This is a genomic window from Jannaschia sp. S6380 (genome assembly GCF_023015695.1).
Lineage (GTDB): Bacteria > Pseudomonadota > Alphaproteobacteria > Rhodobacterales > Rhodobacteraceae > Jannaschia.
This window is the reverse complement of the sequence record NZ_JALKAS010000002.1, coordinates 786,956-798,463: the sequence shown is the minus strand read 5'-3', so window position 1 is coordinate 798,463 and position 11,508 is coordinate 786,956. Positions and strand designations below refer to the sequence as shown.

Here is an 11,508-nt window from a genome sequence, read left to right as displayed (position 1 = left end):
CGCGCCATTCGGAGGAACTTTCTTGGGAAACGCGCGCAACATCGCCTTCTGGGTGGTTCTCTTCGTCCTGGTGATGGCCCTGTTCCAGCTGTTTTCGAACGGCAGTTCGACGATGGCCGCGCGTGAGGTTCCCTATTCCGAGTTCATCGACCAGGTCGAGAACGGCGCCGTCTCGAACGTGACGCTCGACGGCGAGCGCATCATCTTCCAGGGCAGCGGCGGCGCCGAACAGGTGACGATCAAGCCGTCCGATGTCGATGTGACCGAGACGCTTCTCAACAATGACGTGACCATTGCCGCCGAGAGCCAGGAACAATCCGGGTTCTTCAGCGCACTGACGCTCTGGCTGCCGTTCCTGGTGCTGATCGGCATCTGGATCTTCTTCATGAACCGGATGCAGGGCGGCGGTAAGGGCGGTGCCATGGGCTTCGGCAAGTCCAAGGCCAAGATGCTGACCGAAAAGCACGGTCGCGTGACCTTCGACGATGTTGCGGGCATCGACGAAGCCAAGGAAGACCTCGAGGAGATCGTGGAGTTCCTGCGCAACCCGCAGAAGTTCTCGCGCCTCGGCGGCAAGATCCCCAAGGGCGCGCTGCTGGTCGGTCCTCCGGGCACCGGCAAGACGCTGCTGGCGCGGGCCGTGGCCGGCGAGGCGGGCGTGCCGTTCTTCACGATTTCCGGCTCCGACTTCGTGGAGATGTTCGTGGGCGTCGGCGCGTCGCGCGTGCGCGACATGTTCGAGCAGGCAAAGAAGAACGCGCCCTGCATCGTATTCATCGACGAGATCGACGCCGTGGGCCGGTCGCGCGGCGTGGGCTATGGCGGCGGCAACGACGAGCGCGAGCAGACGCTGAACCAGCTCCTGGTCGAGATGGACGGCTTCGAGGCGAACGAAGGCATCATCATCGTCGCGGCGACGAACCGCCCCGACGTACTCGACCCCGCGCTGCTGCGCCCGGGCCGCTTCGATCGGCAGGTCCAGGTGCCCAATCCCGACATCAAGGGCCGCGAAAAGATCCTGGGCGTCCATGCCCGCAAGGTGCCGCTGGGCGCCGATGTCGACCTGCGCATCATCGCGCGCGGCACGCCAGGCTTCTCGGGCGCGGACCTCGCCAACCTGGTCAACGAGGCCGCACTGATGGCCGCGCGGATCGGGCGCCGCGTGGTCACAATGGACGATTTCGAAAGCGCCAAGGACAAGGTCATGATGGGTGCCGAGCGTCGGTCCATGGTCATGACCGAGGATGAGAAGAAGCTGACCGCCTATCACGAGGCCGGGCATGCGATCGTCGGGCTGAACGTCCCGCAGCACGACCCGATCCACAAGGCGACGATCATTCCGCGTGGGCGCGCCCTGGGGCTGGTCCTGTCCCTGCCGGAGCGCGATCAACTGTCTGTCAGCTATCAGAAATACACGTCCAAGATCGCCATGGCGATGGGCGGGCGCGTGGCCGAGGAACTGATCTTCGGAGAAGAGAACGTGACCAGCGGCGCCGCGTCGGACATCCAGCAGGTCACGCGCATCGCCCGCGCGATGGTCACGCAGTTCGGGTACGACAAGGATCTAGGCTATATCGACTATGCCAACGAACAGCAGTCCCATCTGGGCGCCTACGGTGGCGGCACGACCCATTCGGGCATCACGCAGAAGACCATCGACGACAAGGTCAAGGCCTTGGTCGACGAGGGCTACGACACCGCCAAGCGCATCCTGACGGAGAAGCGTGACGACCTGGAACGTCTGGCGCAGGGCCTTCTGGAATACGAGACGCTGACCGGGCCGGAAATCATGAAGGTCATCAACGGCGAGCCTTTGGGCCGCGATGACGACGACAACTATCCCGATACCGGCGGCAGCAGCCTGACGGCCGTGCCGAAGACCAAGCCGCGCAAACCCAAAGCGCCCGATGTCGGGCCCGCGCCCGAACCCACGTCCTGATCCCGCGGGGTCCGTCCTTCGCGGGCGGACCCGTTGGCGGCGGTATGCATCGGCGTTCGATGGCGAAATCCCCCTATGTCCTGGCGACCCTGCTTTTCGCCCCCGCGCTTGTCGGGGCCACCATCGGTGCCCTGCTTCCGGTGACGCTCCTGAAAGAAGGCGGCCCGGTCGAAAGCGCGACCGCTATCCTTCTGTTCGGCCTTGCGATCGCTTTTGCGTTGCGTTGGCCCCGCGCCACGTTCGGCGCGCAGTGGCACCTGCCGATGATCCTGCTTCTGATGTGCGCGCGGGAGCTTGATTTCGACAAACGGTTCCTCGCGGAAGGCATGCTTCAACTGCGGCTCTATAGCGGTGACGCCCCCCCCTCGCACAAGGTTTTGGGCGGCCTTGTGGTCGTTCTGATCCTCTGGTGCGGTTGGCGGCTGCTGCGGCGCGACGGCCCGGTCTGGCTGACGGCGATCCGCGCCCGTGCCGGTTGGGCCTGGTGGGTGCTGGGTGGCGGTATGGCCGTCGTGCTGGCAAAGACGATCGACGGCGCCGGACGCAAGCTGGAGCCATTGGGCATCGACCTGCCGGCGGCAGTCAACGATGGTCTGGGGCAGTTGGAGGAGGGTATGGAACTCGGTTTCGCCTCGGCGCTCGCCATCGCGATGATCCTATTTCATTGCCGGGAAAGAACGCCATGCCGGCCCTGAGACCGACTTCGATCCGGGGCCGCATCGAATGGCTGGGAACGGTCAGGGATCGGGAGAGTGCATTGGCGTCCCAGCCCCTGACCGAACTGGCTCTGGGCTTCGCGGGCCCGGAGGGCGAAACGCATGGCGGTTTGACGCGGCCATCTTGCAGCCGCGTCCTGTCCCAGCACAGACGCGGCACTGAGATCCGAAACACGCGCCAGCTATCCGTCGTCTCCGCCGAGGAACTGGCACTGATCGCCGCAAGTATGCGCCTGAGTACCCTGGATCCGTCCTGGCTCGGTGCGACGCTGGTTCTGTCGGGAATCCCAGATCTGAGCCATTTGCCCCCTTCGTCCCGGCTTCAGGCCGAGGATGGCGCAACCATCGTCGTGGACATGGCGAACCGCCCTTGCAACCTGCCGGCCGCCGTGATCGCCGAGGCCTCGCCTCAGGCAGCCCGCCGGTTCAAACCGGCCGCCAAGGGCCGTCGCGGCGTCACGGCCTGGGTGGAACGGCCGGGCCGTTTGAAACTGGGGATGTGGATGACCCTGCACGTCCCGGATCAACGCCCGTGGAGCGTCGACCCGTTCGGCGATCGCGAGGTGTCAGGCCAGGGCCAGCCCGGTCAGGAGGGCGAGGGCGAGGCCGGACACGAAACCGGCGTGAATCAGGAGGCTGGAAGTGGTCATGCGGATCTCCGATAGTTGGATCGGCATCAATTTGCCGAGGGTGTAGGACGCTCTTGCCACCCCAACGATTAATCTGCGGTTACGGTTCCCCGATTCGGAATGACGTCGCGGCGCAAGCCGTCCGACCAACCGCCCTCCTGCCGCGCAGCGAACCCGGAATGTCGGTTTTCGCGGATGCCGCGCCCGTCGGGCCGATAGCAGTAGCACGGTAAGCCCCGCGACCCGAGGAGACCCGCGATGACCCACAAGACCGATATCGAGATCGCGCGGGCGGCCAGCAAGCGGCCCATTCAGGAGATCGGCGCGGGCATCGGGATCGGGTCCGACGACCTGCTGCCCTACGGCCACGACAAGGCCAAGGTGTCGCAATCCTTCATCGACGGGCTGCGCGACCGTCCGAACGGCAAGCTGATCCTCGTGACGGCCATCAACCCCACCCCGGCGGGCGAAGGCAAGACGACCACGACCGTGGGTCTGGGCGACGGGCTGAACGCCATCGGCAAGAAGGCGATGATCTGCATCCGCGAGGCGTCACTCGGGCCCAATTTCGGGATGAAGGGCGGCGCGGCCGGCGGGGGATATGCCCAGGTCGTCCCGATGGAGGAAATGAACCTCCATTTCACCGGCGACTTCCACGCCATCACCAGCGCGCACAGCCTGCTGTCGGCGATGATCGACAACCACATCTACTGGGGCAACGAGCTGGAGATCGACGTGCGCCGGGTCGTTTGGCGCCGGGTCGTCGACATGAACGACCGGGCCCTGCGCCAGATCACGGCCAGCCTGGGCGGTGTCAGCAACGGCTTCCCGCGCGAGGCCGGGTTCGACATCACCGTGGCATCGGAAGTCATGGCCTGCCTCTGCCTCGCGCGCGACCTGACCGATCTGGAGCGGCGTCTGGGCGACATGATCGTGGCCTATCGCCGCGACCGCACGCCGGTCCATTGCCGGGACATCAAGGCCGACGGGGCGATGACGGTGCTTCTGAAGGACGCGATGCAGCCGAACCTGGTGCAGACGCTGGAAAACAACCCGGCCTTCGTGCATGGCGGCCCCTTCGCCAACATCGCGCATGGCTGCAACTCGGTTATCGCAACCACGACCGCGCTGAAGCTGGCCGATTTCGTCGTGACGGAGGCCGGGTTCGGCGCCGATCTGGGCGCCGAGAAATTCATGAACATCAAGTGCCGCAAGGCCGGGATCGCGCCCGACTGCGTGGTGCTGGTGGCGACGGTGCGGGCGATGAAGATGAACGGCGGCGTGGCCAAGGCGGACCTGGGCGCCGAGAACGTGGACGCCGTGAAGGCCGGCTGCGCGAACCTCGGCCGGCACATCGGCAACGTCAAGAGCTTCGGCGTGCCGGTGGTGGTCGCCGTCAACCACTTCACCGGCGATACCGAGGCCGAGGTGCAGGCGGTGCAGGATTACGTGACCAGCCAGGGGTCGGAGGCGATCGTGTCGAAGCACTGGGCCGACGGATCCAAGGGATCGGAGGCGCTGGCACGGCGCGTGGCCGAAATCGCCGAGGGCGGGTCGGCCAATTTCGCGCCGATCTATCCCGACGAGATGCCGCTGTTCCAGAAGATCGAGACCATCGCAAAGCGCATCTACCACGCCGACGAGGTGCTGGCCGACCAGAAGATCCGCGACCAGCTTCGTACCTGGGAGGATCAGGGCTACGGCAATTTGCCGGTCTGCATGGCCAAGACGCAATATTCGTTCAGCACGGATCCCAGCCTCCGCGGCGCGCCCACCGGCCATTCGGTGCCGGTGCGCGAGGTTCGGCTGTCAGCCGGGGCCGGTTTCATCGTCGTCATCTGCGGTGAGATCATGACGATGCCGGGCCTGCCACGCGTCCCGTCCGCCGAGAACATCCGACTGAACGAGGCGGGCGAGGTCGAGGGATTGTTCTAGGTCGCGGGAGCACAGCGCGGCATCGATCGTCGTCGACGCCGCATTCCCGTCGGACATTTTCAGCCGCGGCCATTGACCCGGCAGTCCACGAAACCGCTGTATTCGCGGCGTGCGAAGGAAGTAGCACATGAACCATGCACCCGCCCTGCGGCGGGCGGACCATCCGGGGGGAACGACATGAGCGCCACGATCATCGACGGCAAGGCCTTCGCCGCCCGGATCCGGGAACAGGTGGCGCACGAAGTGTCACGCCTGACGGCGGAGGGCGTGACGCCGGGCCTGGCCGTGGTGCTGGTGGGCGCGGATCCGGCAAGCGAGGTCTATGTCAGCCACAAGCACAAGGCGACGGTCGAGGCGGGCATGAACTCCTTCGAGCATCGGTTGCCGGCGGAGACGTCGGAAGCCGACCTATTTACGCTGATCGACCGGCTCAACGCGGATCCGGAGGTGCACGGCATCCTGTGCCAGTTTCCGGTGCCCGCCCATCTGGACGAACGCCGGACGGTCGCCCGGATCGACCCGTCCAAGGATGTGGATGGTCTGAGCGTGACCAATGCCGGATTGCTGGCGACCGGAGGGGATGCGCTGGTGAGTTGCACGCCGCTGGGCTGCCTGATGCTGCTGCGTGACCGGCTGGGCGACCTGACCGGACGCGAGGCGGTGGTGATCGGCCGGTCGAACCTGTTCGGCAAGCCGATGGCGCAACTTCTGCTGCGGGAAAGCTGCACGGTGACGGTCGCCCATTCCCGCACCAAGAACCTGCCAGAGGTCTGTCGACGGGCGGACATCCTGGTGGCGGCGGTCGGGCGCGCCGAGATGGTCAAGGGCGACTGGGTCAAGCCCGGCGCGACGGTGATCGACGTGGGCATCACCCGCGTGCCGCATCCCGACAAGCCGGGCAAGACACGGCTGATCGGGGACGTGGCGTTTGCCGAGGCCCGGGAGACGGCGGGCGCGATCACGCCGGTGCCGGGGGGCGTGGGGCCGATGACGATCGCCTGCCTTCTGGCCAACACGCTGACGGCGTGCTGCCGTGCGCATGGGTTGGCCGAGCCGGAGGGCCTGACGGCCTAGTCCGCGTCGAGGAAGGCGCGGACCGATGCTTCGAACGCGCGGGGCTCCTCGGCATGCAGCCAGTGATGTGCACCGGGGATCTTGGCGAAGCGCGCCTTCGGGAACAGCGCCTTGATCGTGTCCCGGTGTTCGGGGCGAACATAGTCGCTCTCGCCACCCGACAGGAAGAAAGCCGGGCCGTCGAAACGCGTATCGAGACCGGGGAAACCCATGATCTTCGGCATCTCCGCCTCCAGCACGTCGAGGTTCAGGGTCCAGCGTTTCGCGGCCACGTCGAGCGATTGCAGAAGAAAACTGCGCGTGCCGTCGTCGGGGACCTGGGCCAGTTGTTCCGCTGCCTCAGACCGGCGGGTCACATGGGAGAGGTCGACGGCACGCATCGCGTCGATCAGGTGGACCTGGCTATGACCATATTCAACCGGCGCGATATCGGCGACGACCAGGCGACGCAGGCGCGCGGGGTCGGTCAGGGCCAGCACCATCGCCGCCTTGCCGCCCATCGAATGGCCCAGCACGTCATGCGGCCGCTCGCCGATCACATTCGCCAGGTCGGCGGCGAGGTCGTCGTAGCCGTGACTGTCCCGCCACGCGCTGCCGGCATGGTTGCGCATGTCGACGGCGACGACCTCGCGGTCCGCCGACAGGCGCTTGGCCACCACGCCCCAGTTGCGTGCCGAACCGAACAGGCCGTGCGCGATCAACAGCGGGGTGCGGTCGGTCGACGTGCCGTGGCGGATCGTATTCAGCATGGCGTCCGATTATCCCCACCCCGACGAGATTGCCAGCCTGCGCATCTCGCCGCGGTGGACGCATGATCGCCGTTGTGCCCGCCCCGGCGGGGGGCTAGGCCGGGCGTATGAGCGAGCCGCTTCATATCCTGCGTCCTTCAACTCCGCGTCGTGTCCTGGGCTTCGCGATCCAAATCTGTCTCGGGGTGCTGCTGCTTTGGCTCGCCATCGCCCACCCGCCCGCCGCGATGGGGTGGCGTCTGCTGCTGATCGCGCTGGGGATCGGCGCGCTGATGCTGGGACAGCGGGGCTGGCGCGGATCGTCGGTCGCCATCGTTCTGGACGAGACAGGCCTGCGCGAGGAAGACGGCACGCCCATCGCGCCGCTGGACGAAATCGCCTCGGTCGACCGGGCGCTCTTCACGTTCAAGCCGTCGAACGGGTTCCTGATCCGCCTGCGGTCGCCGTTGGGCCGGGCCTGGGTCCCCGGCATGTGGTGGCGCGTCGGCCGGCGCGTGGGCATCGGCGGGGTGACGGGCGGGGCCGACACCAAGATCGTGGCCGACGCCCTGTCGTTCCTGGTGGCCGAGCGGGACGCCCGCCAGGGCTAGCCGCCCGAGACGGCCGCTTCCGCGAAGGTGGCCATGCCGGAATGGCAAGCCAGCGCGCCGCGCAGCACCTGAAGTGCCAGCGCCGCGCCCGACCCCTCGCCCAGCCGCAGGCCCAGCGACAGGAGCGGCTCCATCCCCAGCGCGTCGAGCATCCGGCCATGCGCCCCTTCGGCCGACAGGTGACCGGCCAGGCAATGGTCCAGCGCGGATGGGTCCTCGGCCCAGAGGCAGAGCGCGGCGGCCGTGCAGATGAACCCGTCGAGGATGATCGGAATGCGCCGGGCGCGGGCGCCGGCGATGGCCCCGGCCATGGCGGCCAGCTCGCGCCCGCCCAGCGCCGCAAGGACGGCGAGGCCCGTTCGGTCCGGATTGGCGGCCAGGCCCGCGGCAACGGCGCGCTCCTTCCGGTCCAGACCCGCATCGTCGACGCCGGTGCCCCGGCCGGCCCAGCCGTCGCCACCAAGGATGGCGCTCGCGATGGCGGCGGCCGAGGTTGTGTTGGCGATCCCCATCTCGCCGGGCACGACGACATCGGCATCCGCGTCGACGGCGTTCCAGCCCGTGGCGAAGGCGGCGCACATCTCGGCCTCGGTCATGGCGGGGCCTTGGGTGAAATCGGCGGTCGGACGGTCGAGGTCGATGGCATGGACCTGCATCCGTGCCCCGGCCAGGTTCGAGAGCTGGTTGATGGCAGCGCCGCCGGCCTCGAAATTGCCGACCATCTGTGCCGTGACCTCGGCCGGGAAGGCACTGACGCCCTGGGCGGCGACACCGTGATTGCCCGCGAAGACGAGGACCTGCGCCGTATCCAGCACGGGGCGCGGATCACCGGCCCAGCCCGCATACCAGATGGCCAGCGTCTCCAGTCGGCCCAGTGCGCCGGGCGGCTTGGTCAGCTGCGAGTTACGCTCCGTCGCGGCCTTGGCGGCCTGCGCGTCCAGGCCGGGGAAATTCGCGATGGCTGCGCGAATGGTCTGGATGTCGGGGAAATCTGTCATTGGCCCTCCTGTCGCTGGGGATGTCTTTACCGCCCCTTCGGCGAGCGATAAGCGACGGGGCGTCTCTTCACCAGCCGGACACGACATGCGCCTGAAATCCGATCTCGTCTCGGCCATGATGCTGCTGACGCGGTTGCCCGTCCGGGGCGCACCGACCGACCCGGCGGCGCGAGCCGCCTGGGCCTGGCCTCTCGTCGGGCTGGCGGTCGGGTTGTTGGCCGCGGCGGCGGGCGGAGCAGCGCATGCGCTGGGGGCGACGCCGGCCGTCGCCTCGGCCCTGACGCTGGTCGTGTTGATCGCGGCCACGGGTGCGCTGCATGAGGACGGATTGGCCGATGTCGCGGACGGGATCTGGGGCGGGTTCGCCCCCACACGGCGGCTGGAGATCATGCGCGACAGCCGGATCGGCACCTATGGCGTCGTCGCGCTGGTCCTGTCGCTGACGCTGCGTTGGTCGCTGATCGCGACCGCGTTGATCCAGGGGCAGTTCCTGGCCGTCGTGATCACCGCCGCGATCGTCAGCCGGGCGCCGATGGCCATCGCGATGCGTTGGCTTCCGGCGGCACGGACGGATGGCCTGTCGCGCAGGGTCGGGATGCCGGCTGCGGGCAGGGCGCAGGCAGGGCTGGCGCTGGCCGTGCTGGCGCTTTTGCCGCACGGGGTCCACGGGGTTGCGGCGGGGGTGCTGGCGACCGGTGTATTGTTGGTCGTGGGACGCCTGGCACGGGCCAAGATCGGCGGGCAGACGGGGGACGTGCTGGGCGCGATCCAGCAACTGACGGAGATCGCCGTTCTCGTCGCGCTGACAAGCCGGTAGGGTGGCGGCATGAGCCTCTGGTCCCGCATCCTCGACGCGTTGGCGAGCCTCGCCCCGGGCGAGGCCCTGTCGGGCCTGTTCGAACGTCTGCGCGCCCCGCCGGAGCGGTCGGTGGCCTTCACCATTGCGGTGATCGCGCTATCGGCCAAGATGGCCAAGGCGGACGGCCTCGTCACGCGCGACGAGGTCGCGGCCTTCCGCGAGGTCTTCACCATCCCGCCCGACGAGGAGGCGAACGCCGCGCGCGTCTTCGACATGGCGCGGACCGACGTCGCCGGGTTCGAGGAATACGCCCGGCGCATCGCACGCATGTTCGACGGCGATACCGACACGCTCTCCGACTTGATGGAGGGTCTGTTCCACATCGCCATGGCCGACGGCACCTATCATCCGGCCGAGAACGACTTCCTGCACCGGGTCGCCGCGATCTTCGGGCTCGGCGAGCGGGAGTTCCGATCGCTGCGCGCGCGGTTCGCCCCGGGCCAGCCATCGGATTGCTACGAGGTGTTGGGCGTCACGCCCGACACGCCCCTGAAGGAGATCCGCGCCGCCTGGCGTGCCGCCGTCCGTGACAGCCATCCCGACCGTCTGATGGCGCGCGGCCTGCCGGAGGAGGCGATCAAGCTGGCCGAAAAGCGCCTGATCGCCGTCAATCGCGCGTGGGAGAACATCCAGGCCGGAACCGCGTGACGTTTCGCCTGGCGACGTGGAACATCGAGTGGTTCGACCGGTTGTTCGACGACGACGGCCAGCCCCAACACAGCGAAGGCTGGTCGGCGCGATACCAGGTGACCAAGGCCCGGCAGCTGGAAGCGATCGCCACGGTTCTGCGCCATGTCGATGCCGATGCCGTGCTGGTGGTCGAGGCGCCCGATGACAGCCACCGCCGGTCGACGCGCGTGGCACTGGAAATCTTCGCCGAGGAGGCGGGGCTGCGTCAGGCGTGGGCGATGATCGGCTTCGCCAACGCTACGCGGCAGGAACTGGCCCTGCTCTACGATCCGGCACAGGTCACGCCCCGGCATGCGCCCGGCACCACGGCGGAAGCGCCACGGTTCGACGGCACGCTGGGTTTCGACCTCGACAGCGACCTGCGCGCCGAGAGCCTGGTCTGGTCGAAGCCTCCGCTGGAGCTGGATCTGCAGACACCGGTCGGGCCGCTGCACATGATCGGGGTGCATGCCAAGTCGAAGGCCGCCCACGGGGCGGTCGACCCGGCGGACGAGTTGCGCCTGAACATCCTGAACCGGCGCAAGCAACTTGCGCAATGCATCTGGCTGCGTCGCCGCGTCGATCAGCGGTTGGCCGAGGGACGACAACTGATCGTTGCGGGCGATTTCAACGACGGGCCCGGACTGGATCGGTTCGAGACGCTGTTCGGCCGCTCCGGCGTCGAGATCGTGCTGGGCGACGGGCCCACCGCACTGACGGACCCGCATGCGATCACGCCCCGGCTGGGCGCCGCGATCCCGTCGACCGCGCGGTTCTGGGACAATGCGAACCGACGATACCTGAACGCGCTGCTGGATTTCGCCATGGTCAGCCCCGGGCTGGCGCCGCGGGCGCGGTGGCGCATCCTGCATCCGTTCGACGACCCCGACGCAGCGGGAAATCGCGTGCTTCAGGCGGCGCTGCTGGATGCGTCGGACCATTTTCCGGTGGTTCTTGACCTGGACGCCCCGCCGCCCCAACTGTGAAACATGAGACGCCTGTTGACCGCCATCTCGCTGGCCGCGCCACTGGCCGCCCCGATCTCGCTGCCCGTTCAGGCGCAAGAGGCGGAGCCGCCGACGGTGATGGAGCGCGGGCTGCGCCTGTTCCTCGACGGTCTGATGGACGAGATGGAGCCGGCGCTCCGCGATCTGGAGGGGCTGGCGCAGGACGCCGCGCCCTTCCTGCAGGAACTGCAGCGCAATCTGGGCGAGGTGGTCGAGGATATCGACGCCTATGAGGCGCCCGAGATCCTGCCCAACGGCGACATCCTGATCCGGCGGAAGGAGCCGCTGGTGCCCGGCGAGCCGGTGGTCCCGAACCCCGACGGCTCCATCGACCTCTAGACGG

Annotated in this window: 12 protein-coding genes; 10 read left to right on the top strand and 2 right to left on the bottom strand. The window is 67.9% G+C overall.

The features are described from left to right. Positions 1-22: 22 nt before the first annotated feature. The 5 genes from ftsH to folD all read left to right on the top strand — a co-directional run bounded on the left by ftsH (position 23) and on the right by folD (position 6,293). Positions 23-1,939, top strand: a complete 1,917-nt coding sequence (ftsH, locus tag MWU52_RS16990; RefSeq protein WP_281494158.1) for an ATP-dependent zinc metalloprotease FtsH — start codon at positions 23-25, stop codon at positions 1,937-1,939. Positions 1,940-1,998: 59 nt separating this feature from the next. Further along, positions 1,999-2,634: a hypothetical protein gene (locus MWU52_RS16985; RefSeq protein WP_246954288.1), complete on the top strand. Its 636-nt coding sequence runs from the start codon at positions 1,999-2,001 to the stop codon at positions 2,632-2,634. A gap of 62 nt (positions 2,635-2,696) precedes the next feature. Next, the gene (locus MWU52_RS16980) at positions 2,697-3,320 is read left to right on the top strand and encodes an MOSC domain-containing protein (protein ID WP_348645530.1); all 624 of its coding nucleotides are present in this window, start codon (positions 2,697-2,699) and stop codon (positions 3,318-3,320) included. Between the two features lie 222 nt (positions 3,321-3,542). Further along, positions 3,543-5,219, top strand: coding sequence for a formate--tetrahydrofolate ligase (locus MWU52_RS16975; RefSeq protein WP_246954287.1), 1,677 nt, complete (start codon positions 3,543-3,545; stop codon positions 5,217-5,219). 177 nt (positions 5,220-5,396) lie between these two features. Continuing rightward, positions 5,397-6,293 (top strand): bifunctional methylenetetrahydrofolate dehydrogenase/methenyltetrahydrofolate cyclohydrolase FolD, encoded by an 897-nt coding sequence (gene folD / locus MWU52_RS16970; RefSeq protein ID WP_246954286.1) that lies wholly within the window; start codon positions 5,397-5,399, stop codon positions 6,291-6,293. Here the strand turns inward: folD and MWU52_RS16965 are convergent. Continuing rightward, positions 6,290-7,042, bottom strand: coding sequence for an alpha/beta fold hydrolase (locus tag MWU52_RS16965; protein ID WP_246954285.1), 753 nt, complete (start codon positions 7,040-7,042; stop codon positions 6,290-6,292). The two genes, folD and MWU52_RS16965, sit on opposite strands and share 4 nt — an antisense overlap. Positions 7,043-7,149: 107 nt before the next feature. On the opposite strand from MWU52_RS16965, the gene MWU52_RS16960 reads away from it, so the two are divergent. Continuing rightward, a complete protein-coding gene (locus tag MWU52_RS16960) occupies positions 7,150-7,632 on the top strand; it encodes a hypothetical protein (protein WP_246954284.1) in 483 nt (160 codons plus the stop codon). Here MWU52_RS16960 and cobT read toward each other — a convergent pair. Then, the gene (gene cobT / locus MWU52_RS16955; RefSeq protein WP_246954282.1) at positions 7,629-8,630 is read right to left on the bottom strand and encodes a nicotinate-nucleotide--dimethylbenzimidazole phosphoribosyltransferase; all 1,002 of its coding nucleotides are present in this window, start codon (positions 8,628-8,630) and stop codon (positions 7,629-7,631) included. The genes MWU52_RS16960 and cobT overlap by 4 nt on opposite strands. Before the next feature lie 85 nt (positions 8,631-8,715). Here cobT and cobS point away from each other — a divergent pair, with 85 nt between their 5' ends. From cobS to MWU52_RS16935, 4 genes are read left to right on the top strand one after another with little or no spacing between them, the layout of a single operon-like run. Continuing rightward, the gene (gene cobS / locus MWU52_RS16950) at positions 8,716-9,447 is read left to right on the top strand and encodes an adenosylcobinamide-GDP ribazoletransferase (RefSeq protein WP_246954281.1); all 732 of its coding nucleotides are present in this window, start codon (positions 8,716-8,718) and stop codon (positions 9,445-9,447) included. A 9-nt stretch (positions 9,448-9,456) separates the two neighbouring features. Further along, positions 9,457-10,137 (top strand): TerB family tellurite resistance protein, encoded by a 681-nt coding sequence (locus MWU52_RS16945; protein WP_246954280.1) that lies wholly within the window; start codon positions 9,457-9,459, stop codon positions 10,135-10,137. Beyond that, a complete protein-coding gene (locus MWU52_RS16940) occupies positions 10,134-11,144 on the top strand; it encodes an endonuclease/exonuclease/phosphatase family protein (RefSeq protein ID WP_246954279.1) in 1,011 nt (336 codons plus the stop codon). The genes MWU52_RS16945 and MWU52_RS16940 overlap by 4 nt, the downstream gene beginning before the upstream one ends. Positions 11,145-11,147: 3 nt before the next feature. After that, on the top strand, positions 11,148-11,504 hold the full coding sequence (locus tag MWU52_RS16935) for a hypothetical protein (protein WP_246954278.1): 357 nt from the start codon (positions 11,148-11,150) through the stop codon (positions 11,502-11,504). The last annotated feature ends 4 nt before the right edge of the window (positions 11,505-11,508 follow it).

Bases quoted from the DNA above. Each gene is read 5' to 3' on its own strand.
- MWU52_RS16945 (WP_246954280.1), top strand. From the start codon at position 9,457: ATGAGCCTCTGGTCCCGCATCCTCGACGCGTTGGCGAGCCTCGCCCCG.
- MWU52_RS16965 (WP_246954285.1), bottom strand. From the start codon at position 7,042: ATGCTGAATACGATCCGCCACGGCACGTCGACCGACCGCACCCCGCTG.
- MWU52_RS16975 (WP_246954287.1), top strand. From the start codon at position 3,543: ATGACCCACAAGACCGATATCGAGATCGCGCGGGCGGCCAGCAAGCGG.
- MWU52_RS16985 (WP_246954288.1), top strand. From the start codon at position 1,999: ATGGCGAAATCCCCCTATGTCCTGGCGACCCTGCTTTTCGCCCCCGCG.
- MWU52_RS16960 (WP_246954284.1), top strand. From the start codon at position 7,150: ATGAGCGAGCCGCTTCATATCCTGCGTCCTTCAACTCCGCGTCGTGTC.
- MWU52_RS16935 (WP_246954278.1), top strand. From the start codon at position 11,148: ATGAGACGCCTGTTGACCGCCATCTCGCTGGCCGCGCCACTGGCCGCC.
- cobT (WP_246954282.1), bottom strand. From the start codon at position 8,630: ATGACAGATTTCCCCGACATCCAGACCATTCGCGCAGCCATCGCGAAT.
- folD (WP_246954286.1), top strand. From the start codon at position 5,397: ATGAGCGCCACGATCATCGACGGCAAGGCCTTCGCCGCCCGGATCCGG.
- cobS (WP_246954281.1), top strand. From the start codon at position 8,716: ATGCGCCTGAAATCCGATCTCGTCTCGGCCATGATGCTGCTGACGCGG.